The sequence below is a fragment of the Mycoplasma testudinis ATCC 43263 genome (assembly GCF_000687795.1).
Classification (GTDB): Bacteria; Bacillota_I; Bacilli_A; order Mycoplasmatales; family Mycoplasmoidaceae; genus Mycoplasmoides; species Mycoplasmoides testudinis.
In genome coordinates, this window is sequence record NZ_JHXT01000014.1 from 19,066 (window position 1) to 40,602 (window position 21,537).

Below are 21,537 nucleotides of genomic sequence, written 5' to 3' on the forward strand. Positions count from 1 at the left end.
TTTATAACTTTAAAATATGAAAATGTTTACACATCTTTATTTTAATGTATACCGGATTTTTTGGATATTGCTTGCTATGTACTTTTATTAATTTTTTTTAGGCCTACAATAAATATCGAATTCAAGAAATCATTGATACTATCTTAAATTTTTAGAATGCATTTGCTCTCAATCGTTTTTTTGATATCTGTTGCATATCAAGCAATCATGACAAAAACATGTAAAGATATTTAATTAATAATAAGGAAAAAGATATGAAAAAATTTAAACGACCCAAATTATTACTTGGAATTTTGGCGGGAGTTATTTTACCGCCAATATCTGCTGTTGCTATCGCATGTTCACAAGCACAAATCGGTGGTACACAACAAGAACAACAGCCAGGGAGACCACAATCCCCAGGTACGGAGCAACCTGCAAAACAACAGCCCACAGGTACTGGACCAGTTACTCCAGTAGATCAAGCATCTGTAGTAAAAGCAAATTTTTCTAGTGATAAATCAACTTTAACAATTGGTAATAATCAACTTCAAAGAGTCTTTTCATTAGCTAATAATAAAGTTGTAACTAAATCTGTTACTAACGATTTAACCGCTAAACCTACAACAATTGAATTTGGAGACAAAACCCAAGAATTTCAAATCCATCTTATGGGATCTAATGGTTTTATTAATGCTAATGATTTAACATTAAGTAAAACTCCAGAAATTGTTTCAATCGATAGTGGACTGAAAATTGTCTTTAGCTTTAATCCAATAAGCGTTGCTGGAATTCCGTATACAATTACTGAAAATGTTTGAATGACTAACGGTGATAGTTTCATTCGTAAGGACATGAATATATCTGTTCCTCAAGATCAAGCTGCAAATGCAAAAATTGATTACATTGATCTTGACGTTTTTGATTTTGGAAAATTATCAACAAATACATACTTGAATGGTGGGGATCATTGGTCTGTTCCAAAACAAGCAGATAATCCTGATATGAGTAACATGCCTGGCGCATATTTAGAACTAGGGCAACCATTCTATACTAAAGCCATGTACTTCGGTTCAGAATTCCCAATGACTGAAAACAAAATTGTCCAAGAAAATGGAACTTCCATGGGATTGTCTAGATATTTCTATGGTAAGTCTTTGGCGCCTGATACACAATTTAATTACAGTCAAGGTAATGACAACAACTTAAATGGCTCAAGAACTACTTGAGCAACAGTCATGGGTGCAGCTCATGAGGATAATTACAATGTTATTCAACAAGATTTCTTTAAATATATTGAAAGTATTTCAACGAAGGTTCAATTCCGACCGCAATACAACTCTTGATATGACCATATGAAGAATATTACCGCTGAAAACATTAAGTCTTCCTTTAACCAAGTAGAACATGGTTTCTCTAATTATGGTGTGGCTCCTTTAAAATCATACGTTATTGACGACGGTTGACCAGACTACAATTCATTCTGACAAATTAATAATAAGTTTAATGGAACCTTCGAACCATCTGTTAGTCAAGTCGAAAAACTTGGATCTGAATTTGGGTTATGATTAGGACCTCGTGGTGGATATGGAACTGAAGCTCAAATCAGCAGTCACTTACAATCTACTGGTCAAGGAAGCGTTAATGAAAACGATGGTTCTGGTATTGATGTCTCTGACGGTAACTATTTAAATAAATTAGAAAATGATATTTTCTTAAAATATCAAAAAGAATATGACATCGGGTATTGAAAACTCGATGGAATGTTACTAAAACCTTCTAACAACGCGAACCATAATCATGTTATTGGTGGTTCAAATATCGAAGGAACAGCCAACGGAATGTATACCGTTTCTGAAACTTATGAAAGATGAACTGATATTTTCAAAGTTATGCGTCAAGAAAGATCACTTCAAGGTAAGGATTTCTGGATTAATTTAACTTCTTATGTTAATCCAAGCCCTTGATTGTTACAATGAGTTGATTCAGTTTGGATTCAAACGTCAGCTGATAGTGATTTAACTAATCATGCAGACCCAGGATCTGTAGTTGGTAAGATTTATGGAAATTCAACAGATCATCAAATGGAAAATGAATTAAATTATCGTGACGAAGCTTTGTACAAATTAGCAGATGTTCGCCAATGACAATTCCCATTCAAAAATATGTATGTGCATGATCCTGTTTATGCAAACACAATGTTTAGTGGTAAAGGAAACTATGAAGGTGTCACCCCACACTTTACACCAGCTGAATTAAGAACTTATTTATACATGTTAGGAACTCGTGGTAACGCATTCTGAGAATTCTATTACAGCCCTAATTTATTTACTGAAGGGCACTGAATGGTGAATTCGGAAGCTGTTAACTGAATTCAAAATAATTACAGTATCTTACAAAATTCCCACCGCATTGGGGGTCAACCAATTAATGGTGACGTTTATGGATACTCAGCTTGAAATGGCGATAATGGCATTGTTTCATTAATTAATCCAAATAACAAAGTACAAACTTATGATTTAACATTTGATAATGCTTTAGGAGTGACTCCTGGCACTACTGGTTTATACCGTAAAGTCATTTTAGGAAATGATAGCCATGGTACAAATACACCAATTAATTATGGTCATAAAGAAACAGTAACATTACAACCTAACGAAGCTTTGATTTGACAGTTCTCGAAAACTCAAGATATTACACCTCCAACAATTGCAACTACTAAAGTAAATAATAATGGAACTAAAATCCGGGTTCAATTTAATGAACGAATAACAAGTACTCCGTTGGCTACTCCAAATGAACAAATTGCTGGTACTGTTGATCCAAATAATTTCACAATAGCAAATAACAAAGTTACAAGTGCTAATGTTTTAGATGATTTAAGAACTGTAGAATTGACCTTGCAAACTCCGCTAAAAGATGGTCAAGTGGCGAACTTGAGTGTTAAAAATATCAGTGATCCTGAAGGTAATAAAATTAGTGATGCATCAACATCTGTTACAAGTTACAACAATGATGTTATTAATGCAATGGGCGATACATCAACAGTTGCAGATGCTTCCAAAGTTAGTGCTACAACAATGTCTGATGGTTCAAAAGCGTTGCAACTAACTAACACTGGTGTTGATTCTAAAGATTCTCATGGTGTCACCGGAAATAAAGCATTCTCAATATACTTTAGTTTACAAACCAAAAGTTCAAACGCTTTATTGTTAAACCAAGGAGATCAATATAGTGTGAAAATCAACAGTGCTGGTCAATTAGCATTCACTGTTGGAAATCAAACCGTTACTTCTGAATCTGTGGTTAATGATGATAATTTACATAACATCGTTTTAGTCCGTGAAAATAATGGAGCTGTAAGAATTTATGTTAATGGTCAAGTAGATGCTACGGGTTACAACAAAGATGGTGGAATTGCTAATATTCAATCAATGCCAATAACACTAGGATCAAGTACATTTAATGGAAAAGTTGGTAGGTTAACCGTAGTTGATCACAGCATTCCATATAATGAAGCAGCTGAATTAAATAACGCTACAGTTCATGATTTAGCAGCGGGATTAACTCCTATTGCTGCATTTACATCCAACAATCAACCTGCTCCTGTTAATGAAGCACGACCTTTATCTCTCATGACTGATGGAAACGATGATACAGATAATTCTTATGGAGAATTTGGTTCTGACAACATTCATCAATCTGAATACGTACAAATTGATTTAGGTCATGAAACCGATATTTCAAACATTCATATGGTTCGATACTATAAAGATAATCGTACTTATGATGCAACTGTTGTTGCTACATCTGACAATGCTGACTTTAGTAATCCTACAATCTTCTACAACTCAGATACTAACAACGTTCATGGTTTAGGTAAAGGAACTGATGATAAATACGCTGAAACTCCAGATGGCAGAACATTTAACCCAGAAAACGGTGCTAAAAGTGTTAAAGCCCGATATGTTCGAGTTTATATGTATGGCCGCACTGATGGGGCCGGTAATACCAACCACATCGTAACATTGAATGTTAACGGATCGGTAATATCTCCTGATTATAATCAACAAATTGTTACACGATTGCAAACTGCTAACTAATTGAAATATTTAGTTTCAAAAAAATTAAATAATAGGATAGTTCAAAATAGTTCGCCATTTTAATAATGGCGGCTATTTTTTTTTTAAGTATTATTAGGCTCTATAAAGTGTTAAAAATGATTGTCATTGTTATGACATTTTTATTTTGCTATCAGACATATGTAAGGAGATAAAAATAGTGACCAAAAAAGCGAGTATGAAAAAAAATAAATAGTATTGTTAATTCTGGAGGAATTGTAAATCTTGACGGAACAATCACTGATAAAGATGGAAAAAATTACGGGATTAACAAAAAGGGCGATTTAGTAGAAATAAAAGAAAATGAGGCTGGTGGATTGTTTATTGCTGGACTAGTCCTAGCTTCAATCGTAGTCATTGCTATCATCATTTATGCTTTTGTTCGTTGTATTAAAATTGCTTTAGAGCATAAAGCTAGTATGCGCCCATTGAATAATCAAGTTTTATCTAAAATTTTGATCTTCAAAAAGAATGCAATAAATAGCATCGTGATTTATTTTATTACCCTTTTGCTTTTTGTTCTTTTTTTTGATTGTGCTTTTTGTAATTCCTAACTTTGAAATTTTAGACACAATAATTAATACGATTTTAATTGCAGTTTTCTTGATTTTATTTTTGATCTTTTTTCTGACTCTAGCAATTTTATTATTTGTTGGCTATGCAAAATGACGTGATTATATTTGCTATTTTCCAAAAGCTGGCTGATGGCCTTTACTTACTTTAATAGGTGTTTTATCTATTTTCGCTTTATCAGTGATAGTACCTTTTCTTTTAGTTAAGGAAATTAATAATATTAAATTCGATGTAAGTCAAAAAACGTTATAAATTGATGACCATTTGTCTTTACCATTAGATGGATGATCTTATTGCCATAAAATATATTTTTTAGCATTTAATTTTATTGATTGAAAAAATTAAGATTTGGAATTTTAGTAATTTTCGTTATTACTTTCCTTATTTTTTAAATTCGTTTTAATCGTGAAAACGTTTACTTTAAGTACTTTATTTGTTAACAGATATTTGCCCTTAGATAAAGCATAGTTTTGTATATCTGTTTTTGTTTTCCATATAATTAGGTTATATTCAAAATAGTTTAGAAAATTATTAACAAGATTTATCGTGCGTTGTTTTTCTTTATACCTTTTTGGATATTGATTGTCTAGAAATAAGTTTAGACAAAATTATAAAAACCAACTGAGTATGACTTACGAATTTATATAAATTAAATAAGGAATATAAATAAATGAAAAAATTCAAACGCCCTAAGTTGTTGTTAGGAATTCTGGCGGGAGTTATTGTTCCACCAATTTCTGCAATTGCTATTGCGTGTTCGCAAGCCGCAGTTAATCCGAATGGAAACAACTCTATGCAAGAACCTACCCAACCTGGAAATACCCCACCTGGAAATACACCAATAGATCAAGCAACAAAAGTTAAAGCGACATTTTCTGAAGATAAATCAACCCTGACCCTTGGAAACAATCAACTACAGCGAGTTTTCTCACTGATAAATAATAAAGTTGTAACTAAATCTGTAACTAACCACTTAACATCAACACCCACCACATTCGAATTTGGAAATCAGACACAAGAATTTTCAATTCATTTGATGGGTGGTTTTAATTCTTCCTTAAGTTTTATTGACTCCAATAGTTTAACTTTAAGTAAGGAACCTGAAATAACTCAAACAGATAACGGAGTGAAGATTACTTTTAGTTTTAATCCAGTTAATGCTTTAGGTGTTCCATATACCATTCAAGAAAATGTTTGAATTGATGATGGTGACAGTTTTATTCGCAAAGATTTGACCATTACTGTTCCTACAGAAATGGCCGCCAACGCTAAAATTGATTATATTGATTTAGATATATATGATTTTGGTAAATTAGGAAATACTTATAATATTATTACTGGCCAAGGCGGAGACCATTGGTCAATTCCAAAACAAAACGATAATCCTGATATGGCAAATATGAAAGGCCAATACCTAGAGTTGGGTCAGCCTTTCTATGCTAAAGCGATGTATTTTGGATCTGAATTTCCGATGACTGAAAATAAGATTCTTAACAACAATGGTGATTCCATTGGGGTTAATCGCTACTTCTATGGTAAATCATTAGCGGCAGATCCTGATTTTAACTATAACGATAACAACCAAACAGGGACGCGTAAGACGTGAGCTACTGTAATGGGAGCAGCTACTGCAGATAATTACAAAGTTATCCAGCAAGATTTTTATAAATACATTCGTAGTATTTCAACTAAAGTTGATTTCCGTGCTCAGTTTAATTCTTGATATGACAATATGAAGAATATTACACCTGCAAACATTAAAGAATCATTCAATGAAGTTGAACACGGTTTTAGTAACTATGGTGTTAGGCCATTAGACTCTTATGTTATTGATGATGGATGAACTGATTACAATACATTCTGAGGTATCAACGATAAGTTTAATCACACTTTTGAACCTTCTTCAACTCAAGTAAAAGCTCTAGGTTCTAACTTTGGATTGTGGTTGGGCCCTCGTGGTGGATATGGTACAGAAAGCCAAATAGCAAGAGCTATTGCTAATCTAGGTGAAGGTTCAGTTAACGGTCAGTCAGGTAATGATATAGACGTTTCTGATGGTCGATATTTAAATAAACTTGAGTCTGACATCTTCTTAAAATATCAAAAAGATTATGGAATTAATTACTGAAAACTTGATGGGATGCTTTTAAATCCTTCAACGGCTACAGACCACCATCATGTTGTTGGTGGTTCAAACATTGAAGGAACTGCTAGTGGTTTCTATACTATTTCTGAAACCTATGAAAGATGAACTGATATTTTTGAAAAAATGCGACAAGACAATCCTAAGGTTTGAATTAATTTAACTTCTTATGCTAATCCTAGCCCTTGGTTATTACGTTGGGTGGATTCGGTTTGAATTCAAAATTCTGGAGATAGTGATTTAACTGATCATGCTTATCCAAGTTCAGTGGTAGCCCAAAATAATGGATCAACTACTGCTAACCAAATGGAAATGGAATTAAATTACCGTGATCAGTCCTACTTCAATTTTGTGGAACAACGACAATGGCAACTTCCATTACAAAACTTCTATAACCATGATCCAGTATATGCCAAAACAATGTTTGCGTCTAAAGGGAAGTATCAAAACGTTCAACCAAATTATTCGCCAGCTGAATTGCGTACTTACTTGTACATGTTAGGAACAAGAGGTAATGCTTTCTGAGAATTCTATTATAGTCCATCTCTGTTTACTGAAGGACACTGAATGGTAAATGCAGAAGCAGTAAATTGAATCGAGGATAATTATTCAATTTTAAGTAATTCACACCGAATTGGTGGTCAACCTATTAATGGTGATGTTTATGGATATTCGGCTTGAAGTGGTGATAATGGGGTTATATCATTAATTAATCCAAATAATGTTCAACAAACATATGATTTAAAATTTGACGATGTTTTAGGTTTAACTCCAGGGACTACAGGATTATATAGAACTGTTATTTTAGGTAGTGATAGTCATGTAAGCCAAAATCCAGTTTCTTATGGTGCAGATGAAAAAGTCACTTTAAATCCAGGTGAATCATTAATCTGACAATTCTCCAAAACCCAAGATAAAACAGCTCCAACAGTGACGAGTGCTAAAACAAATAATAACGGAACTAAAATTCGGGTCCAATTCAGTGAAAGAATTAAAATTGATAATTCTAGTTCAACTGTTCTACTAGTTGCTGGATCGCTTAATCCATCAGACTTTACAATCGCTGGGAACAGTGTTACAAGTGCAAACTTGCTAGATGACTTAAGAACTGTCGAATTAACTTTGGGTTCTTCTTTAAGTGATGGCCAATCTATTAATTTAGGAATTAAAGGTGTTTCTGATTCGCAAGGGAATGTTATTGGAGATTTACAGCTACCTGTAACAAGTTATTTTAATGATGTAATTAATGCTTTAGGATCAACTCAAACAGTTAATGCGGTTTCAGGAATAACTGATACTACAATGACTGATGGAAGTAGTGGTTTGCAATTAGCAAATGTAGCTACCACAGCTAAAGATTCCCACAGTGTTTCTGGTTCTAGAGCATTCTCAATTTACTTTGACTTGGAAACCACAAGTAAAAATACAACATTGTTAAACCAAGATAATCAATACAATGTAAAAATTGATGACGCTGGAAAATTAGTATTTACTGTTGGCAACCAAACAATAACATCAAGTACTGTAGTAAACGATAATACTCAACGAAAGTTTGTTTTAGTTCGGGAAAATAACGGCTTAGTTCGAATTTATGTCAATGGAACAATTGATGCATCCGGATTTGATCAAGCATCCGGAATTGTTAACTTAACACCTGGGTCAATTACTTTAGGGTCTAGTACATTCTCAGGTAAAGTTGGTGGATTAACAATTGTTAACCACAGTATTCCATTTGATCAAGTTGCGGCTATGAGTTTAACCGGAACTCGTGATTTAGCTGCAGGATTGACTCCAACAGCAGTAGTTAGATCAACAGGTGCTGCTGCACACGTTAACCCAGACCGCCCGTTGAATTTAATCACTGACGGAAACAATGATACTGATAATTCATATGGTGAATTTGGTACTGATGGAACAAGACAATCGGAATATGTTCAAATTGACTTAGGCCAAGAAACTGATGTTTCAAATATTCATATGGTTCGTTATTACAAAGATGGTCGCACTTATGATGCCACTGTAGTTGCAACATCTGACAGTGCTGATTTTAGTAGCCCTACAATCTTCTATAATTCAGATACCAATAACGTTCATGGATTTAACCCAGGAACAAACCCTGAATACGCTGAAACATCGAGCGGAATGACTTGAAATGCACCAGGCGACAAGGCAGTTCGTGCAAGATACGTTCGTGTTTATATGTACGGAGTTAAATCACTTCCAAATGGTGGATCTCCGGGTACCACAAACCACATTGTAACTTTAAATGTAAACGGAGTTCCAGTAAAATCATCAACAGATTATAACGCTCAAATAGTCTCACGTCTTACACCGCAAAACGCTTAATCTTGTTTAATTCTAATTAGTTAGCAAGCATTTTAAAGGCGATTAAGACAACTGAATCAATATACAAGCATAATAAAAATCCTTAGTTTGTTCGGCTAAGGATTTTTTCTGCTTTTATTGTTTATCTTTGTAGTTTACGAAAGTGAATAGATTCAGTGCAAGTTAACAATTCCATAACCTGGATCATCCGGATTATCTGCATGGTCTGATTGAGATTGAATTAAATTAGGGTCGTAAGTTTTGTTTTTAATAGCGTCGTGATTAGTATCTGATGCACTCATATAAAATGCTTCATTGTATGTTACATATACGCCATCCGCTTGGACTGTAACTGTTAAACCAACACCTTTATATGAACCGTCATCTAAAATTCAGGCATAGATTTTATTATCTGTTTGGCCTCCATTAGCCGCAAAAAAGTTAACAAGACCATCGTCATAAGATTTTGATACTCCGTTATTCATAAATTGACCAACGGTTGTTGCGCTGAATGCAGATTTTTCAAAAATAGATACGAGATTGGAATTATTGATTTCTAAACCATTAGCTGTTTTACCATCAGTTAAACTTATTAATTTGGTTGGTAGATCAAAAGCAATTGGTCCATTTGTTTGGGAAGTAAACACAGTTGAACCCAATCCCGTTAACTTAATGGTTTTTCCATTATAAGTACTGTTCACTGATCCTGTTTGATCCACATGAACATTATCTTTATTGCTAATAACAAAATTGAAAGTGATTGTTCCATTTTCTTTGTCTGCATGAATCTTTTCAAAACTAAGTTTATAACCTGAAGCAGTTAGATTTTTAGGTAAGGCAGACAGTTGGTGATCCTGTGGTAAATACTGATTAATAGTACTAACATCAGTAGCGTTTTTGATTGTAGATTCTACTACATTTACATTATCAGTTACAGTTTGTGGAACCTTTATTGTTGTCGTATTTTGGAAATTAGAGTAATAAAGTTTAATTGCATTTGCTTCTTGTTGTTCATTAGTTGTAGGTTGAGTTGGAGCAATTGCTGGTGTTTGGTTTTTAATTTCATAATTCCATGTAAGGTTTTGAATTCCATAACCAAACGTATCCATACTTGTCGCATATCCAGGATCGCTAAATCCTGAATGTAAAACGTCACTTGTTGTCGGATAAGTTTTAGTTGCTATCTGTTCTTTAGTTGCGGCGTTTTGATTGATATAGAATGCTTCATCTAGTTCAACGTATACACCATTATCATCAACAGTTACAGTTAGTCCTACTCCCTTTCAATAATCTCCATTTAAAACAAACGCATAAATCTTATTTGAACTTAATCCATCTTCGCCTTGAGCATAGAATTTAATTAATGAACTGTCATAAGCGATTGGATTTTCAGCTGATGTACCATCAAAAGATTTTCCAAAAGTTTGAGCACTAAATGTTGAGTTTTTCAAAATTTCGGAAAGATTTGAACTATTGATTGATAGACCTTGATATTGACCGTTCACTAACGGAATCAAAGTTGCTTTAGCAACAGATTGTTCTGCACTAGCTGGAGGAGTGATTGTGTGAACTTCACTACTAACATTTGCAGGGGCTTGATCAAATCCAGCTAAAGTAAATTGTTTTCCAATATAGTCAGAATTATTCTTTCCTGTATTATCAACAATTTGATTAGAACTATTTTTTAATCATAATACGACAATAACATGCCCGGCTGGACTATCTTGAATAGAATTAACAACCAATTGGTAGTTATTGTCGTTTAGATTGTTAGGTAAGGAATTAATTTGATTATCAGCGGGTAAGTATTTTTGTAAAACATTGATTAGTTCAGTCGTGTTAGCTGTGGCATTTATTTGGTCAACTGCAAGTGCGGCATCTTTGTTTGCATTAGTTTGAATGTTTATTTGCCCTGAAGGTAAACTTGCATAATAATCACTTATTATTTTTTCTTGTTGTTCTTGAGGTGTTGGTGTAACATTATTCTTTTTAAACCCAGTAAGTTTTAAAGTTACACCTGCATCAGATTCTTTTGTTGTCGTTTTTCCATCTGGCAAGTAAAAGTTTGTCCCACTTACTACTGTTATGCGAATATTTATAATTCCGTTATCATCGTCATTATTAACATCTGCAATCTTAATTTCAAAACTGTTTTCTGCTTGTTTTAGTTTAGTAATTTGTGAATCTTTATTTAATAATGCGTTTATGGCATCCAAACTTGTTAAGGTTTTACCAACTTCGCTAGGTAATTTTTGATCTTGATTTACGGTTGCTTTAGTAGCATCATTTTGTGTTATTTGAGAATAAAAAGAGATGACATCGTTGGTTTGCTGTTGATTTTCGTTTGTTTTATCTGATGTTGGTTGTTTGCTGTTCAATGGTCCTTGATCAACGTTCTGAGCAGACGAACATGCCGCAGCTGTTGCTATCACAATTGGCAAAGCTAATCCTAGGGTTGATTTTCATCATCATTTTCTTTTTACTGATTTTATAAATATTCCTTAATATTTTTTGTAGATTAAAAATTTTCAGATTGTTTCTGAAGATCTTTCTCACTATTCTTTTTCAGTTGATATGTCTTAAATGCTAATATGTTGATTTTTATTTGTCAAATGTATAACTGCAAAAAATAACGAAATAGTCAAAGTTGAATTAGATGTTTTTTCGAGTTAATTAATCGTTTTTGTTTATCCAAAATTTTAGATTTAGTATATTTTAATATCATCAAACTCATTCATACGTAAGAAATCTAAGCGGTATGACTCTATATAAAGTTGATTTGACTTTATAATAGAACCAAAACAAAAAGAAACATTTTAGAAAAGTAATACTATAGATTTAGTGCTGCGTTTATTATTAGAATCTACCTTTAAAAGAAATGAAAAGTTTTCCTTGATTTTCATGAAAATAAATTTATAAACAATTTAGATTTTTAAATGACTAAAATTAATTTCTTAACAAGTTAACCGGAACTACTAAAATTCCGTCATTTCTTTTATATCCTGGTCCCACAGCAGTAACAATCATCATAAATGTTGGTTCTTTTTTAAATCTTTAGACATTTTATTTTTGATTTTCAGTAAATTTTTGCTGCTTTTTCAATCGCTTCTGATCCCCCAACTTTTATTTCAATTAAGGCGTACCGTTGATCTCTTAATTTCAAAATAGCATCACATTCCAATCCGTTTTTTTCGCGATAATGATTTATATAACCATTTAATGACTCTATATAAATTCTTAAATCTCGAATTACAAAGTCTTCGAACAAAAGATAGTGGCCCCAAAAAGTTGGACTAATCTAACCAACTTAAGGGGCCACTATCGGTGTGAGATATTTCTTGCTAATGAATGCAAAATACGCTGCATTAAACTTTTACTATTAGTTCTTTTTTGTTTTCCATGGAAAGCAAAATCGAAAACCAAAGACAAATATGCGTCGAATTTTTGCAAAGCTATATTCCGGTTTTTTCAAGTACAAAATCTGGCCATCCACCTCGGCACATATAAAATAATATATTTTCTAACTGATGTTCTTTATTTTCATCAAAAAACTTAAATTGACCCGCTTTTTCAAAAAGATTATTTAGTGAAACAATTCCTTTTGATTCAAGTGATTCGAATAGTGACATTGGATGCATTTTCAAATTTATAAAACGCCCTGCACCTGAGTGGTAAATTTTAGATGAGTCCACAGGTGTTGAACTGCCAGTTAATAAATAATGTCCTTTTGCTGAATCCATATCAATTTGATTTCTGATAGTATCTCATAATTCAGGAACGATTTGTCATTCATCTATTAATCGTGGTTTATGTCCTTTTAAAATAAATTCAGGATTAGCTTTAGCTAAATCTTGATTCGCTTTTATAGAAAGATTTATGTAACTTTTTTTGGACGTTCATACAAGTGGTTGTTTTACCACTAAATTTTGGTCCTTAAATTTGGGCCGCCCCAACCAAAATAAGGCTTTCTAAAATTTTTTGATCAATTAATCTTTTTAAGTATTTATTCGCCATATCAAAGCTCTTTTGTGATTATTAATTGTCTGTTATAATGGTGTCCAGATAGTTGTGTTTAAGTTTTGGCATACTAAATTATGCATTTCGGATAGTTATTTTTATCTTTTTGGCTAATTTTGATGTATTGTTTTTTATGAGTGTATTTCACTTCTTTTGTATAGAAAAAAGCGTCTTAATAGCCGTTTTTCGGTAATTCTTTTTTTGTCATTTAAGTTTATTAGATTCTTTCTTGTTTATCTACTTCATAAAATATAAGTGCTTTTTTATCCTATTAAGTATTATTAGAGTGCATCTCAATTTGATTTATTTGATGCTAGTATAAATCCATATGCTTTTTTAAGTCTTGTAAGATTTTTGGTCTAAATTAATCATTGTGAAACGAATTATCCACTTTTTGTATTAATTCTTTGGAATTGATTGCTACTACATTTAATTCGGTATCTTTTTTAAATTTAAAAAAATTATTTATAATTTGCCTAATATGAAAAGGCTTGGTACAAAACGTTGCTTTAAAAGGCGATTTAAAGTTGGGATGTACAGTATTGGGTTTGTGGCTATCATAGGTGCTACTTCACTAGTATCAGCCTGTGGTAATTTTACTGTTTTGGATGCCCGAGGATCTAGTTCGGTGCAGCCTTTTTTAAATGCCCTGGCAACGGCTTACAGCCGTGATCGGAATATTGAAATTAATGTTCAGAGTGGTGGTTCTAGTACCGGAATTCAAAATACGGCACGGGGCACCACTTTAATTGGTACATCTTCAAAATCACCAAGAGGTTCTGTTGTTGGTACAGATCTTGAAAATGATTGAAAAATAAAAAAAATTAAAACCATTACTTTAGCAAAGGATGCAGTAGCTTTGCTTTTTGTTCCTCCAAGTGGCTTTAAAGCAAGTGATTTTGCTGTGAATCAAAATAATATTCTAGATTTGTATAACGGATTTGCAGGGTTTGAACGAGTCCCATTAAGTCGCTTTTATATCGGATCTGGTAATCCCCCTGCAAATAACATCTTTTTAAAAGCCTATGCTCGTAGTGGGGGTTCGAATGCTTCAGGAACGGCTGAAGCTTTTTTAACTGATTCTGGGTTTGATACTACTAAGCTAGATTCAAAAGTAAGAAATGCCTTAAATTCAGGAGTGACTTCTCCTGCAACCACTGAAACCGCTGAAGCTAATGCTGATGCTTATCGTTTTTTTCAAACTGAAGCAAAGAATATTCCTGGAGCTATTATTTATTTAGGTTTAGGTTTTATTCAAAACAATTTTCAACGAATTTTATTAGATGGTTTTGATTTAATGAATTATCAAATAGCAGATGGTGATAACCAAAAACTGACTACTGTCACACCCACAATTGATAATGTGGAAAAAGGTTTATACCGTTGGGTTCGCCCATTCAATATAATGACTTCTTTATTAAATCCCAAAGTCGATGATATTAAAAATTTTGTTTCATGAATTTTATTTAGCAAGTATTTAGATTCTTTAAACGATCAACAGACTGTACAAAGTATTTATCAACAGCAAGGATTGATTCCGTTAAATGAAAATGAAATCAAAAATATGTTTAATCTAACTACAGACCAAGAACAAATGAGTCTTAACGATTTAGTCAAAAATCATTTGGACCAGTTTTGAACTGCTGATTATGATTTTTCAAACGGCCTTAGATTTGGAGCGTTTTAATACTTATGAGTCAAAGTCAAAACAAACGGAAATATAGTTCCATCTTTGGGAAGATTATCAAGAATAGTATTTTTAGTACCCTAAGTTCAATATTTGCCTGATTTATTGCCATTATTTTTGTAGCAGTAATTGTTTTCATCATTATTAAATCAGTCCCGGGATGACAACATTATGGGGCTTCTATTTTTCAAGGAACTTTTAATTTAAATGATGGTGCAGGCGGGTTTTGACTTCCTTTGGTTATTACTTTTTTAACAACCGCTGGAGCAATGATTATTGCTGGTCCAATTGGAATAAAAACAGCAATTTTCTTGCGTTATCGAATGCCTAAAAAATATTCACGAATTTTAAGAATTGTAATTGATTTATTAGCCGGGATTCCTTCGGTAGTTTTCGGGTTATTTGCGGCAACTGCGCTTGGTGTTTTTTTACAAGATATTGTTGGTTTTTCGACCGCTTGAAATTTAATTACGGCTTTTATTATGCTTGCATTCATGGTTTTACCAAATGTTGTTGCTTTAACGTATAATGCTTTAGATGGTGTTGAGCAAGATATGATTTTAGCACCATTAGCATTAGGTACCCAAAGAACTAGAGCTATTTATAAAGTTGTTAAAAAACAGGCTAAGGGAATGATTGTGGTCGCTCTGATTGTGGCTATGGGTAGAGCTATAGGTGAAACGGCTGCTTTAAACTTTATTTTAACGTCGCAAAATTTTAACCAAATTTTTGCTTCTGGATTTGGTGATGTTTGACTATCCAACTTAAAATCGCTTGGTGCTGTAATTTCATATAATTTCTTTAGTGAAAACGGGGGTGAAACTTTACAAGGAGTTTTATATGTTTATGGGATTGTTTTATTCGTGATCATTATGATCTTGAACGGGATTGTTTTATTTGCTACAAAAAAAAGAACAACTGCAAAATATCCATGAGTTATTAAACTTCATAAAGTAGTTTCTAAAATTGTTTTATTTGTTCCCGATAAAATTATTGCCACTTTTGAAAAGTTAGCAACCCGTAGTTCAGTTGATTTAAATTTGGAAAATTTGGATTATCGTTCGACGTTTATTAAAGAAAGATTAAGAAATAATAAATTTTTGAATCTGTATTCTGGATGAAAGATTTTCTGGGAATACTTTTGTGCCATTTTGACTTTAATTTTTATTTTATGAATTTTATTGTTCGTTTTAATCCAAGGCGGGAATGCTTTGGTTTCACCCAACAGTACAGTGGGAGATATCGTAAATGCAGATAGCACCGGAAGAGCAATAGTTAATACGATTATTATTATTTTAATGACAGTGTTAATTGCTTTCCCAATTGCGATGTTTGCGGCTATTTTTTTGAATGAGTATTCCAAAAATTATCGCGTGAAAAAAACCATTCTATTTTTTGTGGATTCATTAGGATCAACCCCCTCAATTTTATTTGCCATCTTTGGTTTAGCTTTTTTCTTACAAACTTTGGGATGGGCGTCAGGTGGTACAACTAGTGTTTCCATGATTGCTGGAATTTTAACCATTAGCATTGTAATTATTCCCGCCTTTATTAGAATCATTCAACAAGCTTTAGAAAATGTTCCGATGGTTGTGAGAATGAATTCTTATGCGCTAGGTGTTAGTAAATATGAGACAATTAGAAAGATTGTTTTACCAATGGCAGTTGAAGGAATCATTACGGCATTAATTCTTTCTGTGGGCCGGATTATGGCCGAAACTACTCCTTTATATTTAACTGCGGGGTTAAGTTCTGCTAACCACATTGATTTAGGATTATGGGGTCAAACCTTAACGACAAGAATTTATGCCCAATTGTTTTCACCAGCATCTAATGCTCAAGATATTATGTTTGAATCAGCCTTTATGTCAATTGTTTTGATTTTAATTTTAGTCCTTATAGGTCAATTAGTTGTTCCTTGAATTATTGTGCATTATCCAACATTTAAAAAACAAATGGTTAAATATATAAGAATATTATTTTCTAAAATGAAAAAGCAAAGGACGAATTATGGCAGACACTAAAGAATTAACACCCGATTTTTCTTTTGATGTTTCTTTAGAACCAGCCAAGGATACCGAAAAGGTTGAAAATGCCAATTTAGAAACTAATGATGAAAAAAGCGTTGATGAAATTAAGTATGAACCAAAGCAAAAATTAACTCCTGAACAAAAAGCCCAAATAAAAAAACAGCTTGCTGAACGCAGAAATATTTGTAAAAACAAAATTAATGAATTAAAAAAAACTAAATCAAATTTAGTTCTGGAATACAAAAATCTTTGTGTAAGTTTAAAAAATAGTCAACTACCATTATTGCAAACAAAACTTGATAATTTAATGACAACAATTAATTCTGTTAACCATTCTTCCCCAAAAAAAGAATTAGAACAAGAACTTATTAGATTAAAAAGATTGTTACGTCATCCTAAGATTTTTATCAAACAGTTACCCGAAGTTAAAACCTTAAAAGAAAAAATAAGTGATTTAAAAGATCAGATAAACCTAAACAGAAAATTGATCAAAGACAAAAACCCGGAGTTACAAGCATTTAAACATGATTTCGATAGCAACCATATTTTTGAAGTAAGTAATTTAAACTTATGATACAACAATGGACACAAGCACGCTTTAAAAAATATCAATATCAATTTATTGAAAAATAAAGTAACAGCTTTTATCGGACCATCAGGCTGTGGAAAATCAACTTTTTTAAGAACCCTTAACCGAATGAATGACGTTATTGAAGGTGTAAAGATTACAGGTAATGTTTGATTTTCAGGAAAGAATATAAGTTCAAAGATTTTGTCTGAACTAGAATTAAGAACTCGAGTCGGAATGGTTTTTCAAAAACCAACCCCATTTAATTTATCCATTTATGAAAATATAGCGTATGCTTTAAAGTCCCACGGAATTAAAGATCGCGCCATAATTGATAAAATTGTTAAGGAATCATTAATGGGTGCAGCCCTGTGAGATGAAGTTAAAGATATCTTAAACGAAAGTGCTTTAGGACTTTCTGGAGGGCAACAGCAACGTTTGTGTATTGCCCGGGCAATTGCTTTACATCCAGATGTTTTGTTGATGGATGAACCAACTTCAGCACTAGATCCAATTGCAACAAACAAGGTTGAAATTTTGATTAATGAATTGCGAAAGAAATTCTCAATTGTGATTGTTACTCACTCGATGGCTCAAGCACAAAGAATTAGTGATAATACTGTCTTTTTTTATGAGGGGGAGATTATTGAATCAGGACCAACAAAAGCAATTTTCACTCAGCCTAAACAAAAACGAACAAAAGACTATGTCAGCGGAAGGATTGGATAATTATGGCAATAAATTACGGATCATTAAAACAATCAGAAGATAATTTGATTAAAAAATTTTATGAGTATTTAAGTCATACTTATAAAATGCATTTAGTCGTTGTTAAAGCTTTTGAACTATATTCAAATAAAGATGAGTTTCATAAAAAAACAGCTCAGGTTTTTGAATTAGAAAAAATCTCCAATATCACCCAAGCAGATTTATTGGATGAATGTACTTGAATTATTTCTAAAGAACAACCCCAAGCCAGTCATTTGCGTTTTGTAATCGCTATTATTAATTCAATTAATGATTTAGAACGAATCTGCGATTATGCTAATAATTTGGCAAAGTTTTTAGAAAATAATATAAACATTCGTCCTGAAGATATTTATCCATTAAAAAGCATGGAAGAATTGGCAGTAAACAACTATCTAAAAATATTTGAATACTTTAAAACACATGATGCAACTTCTTGTTATAAGTATGCTGAACAGTTGTTAAATGAATTTACACAGGAGTTTCGTTGTCACCTGAAAACTTTTAAAGGAACATACTTTGGTGAAAACGGAACTAACAACGATGCTGAAATAGCAGTTGCCATTATTCTTGCTTTCAAAAATGTTGAACGGATTATGGATCACGTTATGAATATTATTGAATACTTTATCTACATTAAAGAATGTAATTTTTTCTTTGATAAACGAGTTATCTAATGGCTAAAAGAAATTTTGTAACTCAAGGTCCAATAAAATTACATTCTATTGCTCAACCAGTATATACAGATGCTCAAATCAATCCGACAATTCAGCCGTTTGGAACTCAAGCTATTAAAGAAAATGCGCCTACTATAGTTTCTTTAAAAAATGTTTCTGGTAAATTACATTGAATTAAAAAAACCCACTATCGATTATCACGGTTGTTTTATAAGCTTAATTTTAGTATTTATCAAAATCGTCATACAGTACTGGTTAGTTTGAATCCTTTGCGAACCTTTGAATTAGCCCGAATGATTGACTTTACTTTAAATCCGGGAGGTGGTCAAATCATCCGGGATGATTTGACCATTGATTTAATTAAATTAAAAAAGAAGTTTACTTATAAAGCAAAATTAACTGGATTTAAAACAGTAGGAGATTGAATTAATCACGTCATTAGTTTTACTAATAACCCCATTCCAAAATCACATCTTGCAATTTTAACTACTACTTTCGGTTTTCAAAACAGTTTATTAAGTGACCCAAAAAGACTTGATTCTTATGATTTATTAAAATTAAAGATTCTTTTAAAACTTCTAAGTTCGAAAAAAATTTGTGTCTTAGATGAAGTGTGATTTCGGTTACCATCACAACATCGGAAATATTTAATTGATGCGATTAGTGATTATGTAACAATTAATAAATTAACTTTAATTATTTGCACTGATGTAGATCGTGAAATTGAAGAAATGGGATTACAAGTTATTCTTGTTGGTCAAAAAAAGATTTTAGTTAATTTACAATTACAGCGTTATTTGAAGACATTTACTTCAATTCACGATTTATTTGAAAGGTTTAGTGCGTAGTGCGTTTTAAAAATCCTTATTCGATTGGAAAAAAAGTTTCGGCTTGATTAACCGCTTTTTATGCTTTTTGGATTGCTTTTATTGTTGCCCTTGTTGTAGCAACCCGTTTTCGGATTGAGTTAGGGATTATGTTCTTAATCTTTTTGTTAATTGGACTTAGTTTATTAACAGTCTTACTTTTAGTATTCAGAAGACAGATTGGAACATTAACTCGATATAAATTAAAAACCACTTTAATTATTGTTTTACCGATTGCATATTGATGAATCGGAAGCAACATTAACAAAAGCATATAATTAAAATGAATCAACAATTCCACAATTTAGCAATTAAAGATTTAAAAAGACTAAAAATTTTATTTTTAGGTTTTTTTTATTATTTGATTTTTATCTTATTTTGCATTGTTCTTGGAATTATTTTAATTATTATTTTTGCTTCTCTTTTACGGCAAAATGAAACCACTAATCAAATTCCAATGAGTTTGACATACGGGATTACGGCATTTATTATTTTGATTTTCGTTTTTTTTATTATTTATTTCTTTTTAGGCTGATTTATTAATCGCAATATCAATAAATCATTAACTTGTATGAAACTGTATGCTGACAACGACGTTTTATTTAAAAACCCATTTAAATTAATTAAAGAAGCCAAAAAACTTAAACAAATAATACTTTCTTTAAAATCAGGGATTGCTTTAGAAAAAGCAATTGAGAACAAATAATTATTTCAGCTTTAAATTCATTTTTTAGTGGATTAGTTTAAATAAATACTTTGCTTTAAAAAATTTGTATTTTTTTATCTAAAATGATATTCATAAGTATTTGGAGAAGGATAAAACATCATGGCTGATAACAAAGATAATGAACGTGCTGAATTACATAAGATTATTTGAAGAATAGCGAACGAATTAAGAGGCAGTGTCGATGGTTGAGAATTCAAAACTTATGTTTTAGGTTTTTTGTTTTATCGCTATATTTCAGAGAATATTGCCAATGCAGTAAAAAAATACCAAAAAGGTTCTGGTAAGAAAGATTTCGATTATGCAAGTTTTGATGATGAAAAAGCAGTCAAAGGAAAATCTAATTTAATTACCTATAAAGGTTTTTTTATGAAACCAAGTGAACTCTTTGTTAATGTTCGCAAGAATGCTAGTAACAATCCAAATTTAAATATAGATTTACAAAAGATTTTTAAGAACATTGAATTATCTGCAAATGGTACTAATAGCCAAGACAATTTAAAAGGTTTATTTAGTGATGTTGATCTTAATAGCAATCGTTTAGGTTCAACAGTTGCTGACATCAATAAAAAACTAGTAAAGTTATTAAATGCAATTGGTGATTTACCATTAGGTGAATACCAAACTAATTCGATTGATGCGTTTGGTGATGCATATGAATACTTAATGTCCATGTATGCTGCAAATGCTGGAAAATCTGGTGGTGAGTATTTTACCCCCCAAGAAGTTAGTGAACTATTAGCCAGAATTACTTTAATTAATTTTATGCGTAGTGGCAAACCAGATAAAAAAGAAATTCAAAGGGTTTATGACCCCGCTTGTGGATCTGGTTCATTGTTATTAAAGTTTGTAAAATTAATTGGAAAAGAAAACGTGCGTGATGGTTTTTATGGACAAGAAATAAACCCAACAACATACAATCTGGCCAGAATTAATATGTTCTTACATGATGTTGGCTATAAAAAATTTCATATTCACCATGGTGATACATTAATCAAAAATGCACGCTGAAATCTTAGAGATATAGATAAATTTGACGCAATAGTATCTAATCCACCTTATTCAGTTCATTGAGAAGGT

Annotated in this window: 13 protein-coding genes; 10 read left to right on the forward strand and 3 right to left on the reverse strand. The window is 32.1% G+C overall.

The genetic code is table 4. The annotated features are described in order from the left end of the window. Positions 1 to 254: 254 nt before the first annotated feature. Complete coding sequence (locus tag T384_RS06465; protein ID WP_052663518.1) at positions 255 to 4,082, forward strand: LamG-like jellyroll fold domain-containing protein; 3,828 nt, start codon at positions 255 to 257, stop codon at positions 4,080 to 4,082. Between the two features lie 1,261 nt (positions 4,083 to 5,343). Further along, positions 5,344 to 9,162 (forward strand): Ig-like domain-containing protein, encoded by a 3,819-nt coding sequence (locus T384_RS06470; protein WP_052663520.1) that lies wholly within the window; start codon positions 5,344 to 5,346, stop codon positions 9,160 to 9,162. 134 nt (positions 9,163 to 9,296) lie between these two features. On the opposite strand, the gene T384_RS0103920 is transcribed toward T384_RS06470, so the two are convergent. The 3 genes from T384_RS0103920 to T384_RS06475 all read right to left on the reverse strand — a co-directional run bounded on the left by T384_RS0103920 (position 9,297) and on the right by T384_RS06475 (position 13,061). Then, positions 9,297 to 11,573 (reverse strand): hypothetical protein, encoded by a 2,277-nt coding sequence (locus T384_RS0103920; protein ID WP_156933131.1) that lies wholly within the window; start codon positions 11,571 to 11,573, stop codon positions 9,297 to 9,299. A 614-nt stretch (positions 11,574 to 12,187) separates the two neighbouring features. Next, on the reverse strand, positions 12,188 to 12,409 hold the full coding sequence (locus tag T384_RS07650) for a DUF4143 domain-containing protein (RefSeq protein ID WP_027119931.1): 222 nt from the start codon (positions 12,407 to 12,409) through the stop codon (positions 12,188 to 12,190). A 184-nt stretch (positions 12,410 to 12,593) separates the two neighbouring features. Beyond that, a complete protein-coding gene (locus tag T384_RS06475) occupies positions 12,594 to 13,061 on the reverse strand; it encodes an AAA family ATPase (RefSeq protein WP_027119932.1) in 468 nt (155 codons plus the stop codon). A gap of 629 nt (positions 13,062 to 13,690) precedes the next feature. On the opposite strand from T384_RS06475, the gene T384_RS0103945 reads away from it, so the two are divergent. The 8 genes from T384_RS0103945 to T384_RS0103980 all read left to right on the forward strand — a co-directional run. After that, the gene (locus T384_RS0103945) at positions 13,691 to 14,845 is read left to right on the forward strand and encodes a PstS family phosphate ABC transporter substrate-binding protein (RefSeq protein WP_027119933.1); all 1,155 of its coding nucleotides are present in this window, start codon (positions 13,691 to 13,693) and stop codon (positions 14,843 to 14,845) included. 5 nt (positions 14,846 to 14,850) lie between these two features. Beyond that, complete coding sequence (gene pstA / locus T384_RS06480; RefSeq protein WP_052663522.1) at positions 14,851 to 16,869, forward strand: phosphate ABC transporter permease PstA; 2,019 nt, start codon at positions 14,851 to 14,853, stop codon at positions 16,867 to 16,869. 289 nt (positions 16,870 to 17,158) lie between these two features. Next, positions 17,159 to 18,172 (forward strand): phosphate ABC transporter ATP-binding protein PstB, encoded by a 1,014-nt coding sequence (gene pstB / locus T384_RS07610; protein WP_027119934.1) that lies wholly within the window; start codon positions 17,159 to 17,161, stop codon positions 18,170 to 18,172. 2 nt (positions 18,173 to 18,174) lie between these two features. After that, positions 18,175 to 18,867 (forward strand): phosphate signaling complex protein PhoU, encoded by a 693-nt coding sequence (gene phoU / locus T384_RS0103960; protein WP_027119935.1) that lies wholly within the window; start codon positions 18,175 to 18,177, stop codon positions 18,865 to 18,867. Continuing rightward, positions 18,867 to 19,715, forward strand: a complete 849-nt coding sequence (locus tag T384_RS0103965; RefSeq protein WP_027119936.1) for a hypothetical protein — start codon at positions 18,867 to 18,869, stop codon at positions 19,713 to 19,715. The genes phoU and T384_RS0103965 overlap by 1 nt, the downstream gene beginning before the upstream one ends. Continuing rightward, a complete protein-coding gene (locus tag T384_RS0103970) occupies positions 19,715 to 20,011 on the forward strand; it encodes a hypothetical protein (RefSeq protein WP_027119937.1) in 297 nt (98 codons plus the stop codon). The genes T384_RS0103965 and T384_RS0103970 overlap by 1 nt, the downstream gene beginning before the upstream one ends. A gap of 5 nt (positions 20,012 to 20,016) precedes the next feature. Continuing rightward, positions 20,017 to 20,439 (forward strand): hypothetical protein, encoded by a 423-nt coding sequence (locus tag T384_RS0103975; protein WP_027119938.1) that lies wholly within the window; start codon positions 20,017 to 20,019, stop codon positions 20,437 to 20,439. 120 nt (positions 20,440 to 20,559) lie between these two features. Further along, the coding region (locus T384_RS0103980; protein WP_027119939.1) for a type I restriction-modification system subunit M at positions 20,560 to 21,537 on the forward strand (978 nt) is incomplete at its 3' end.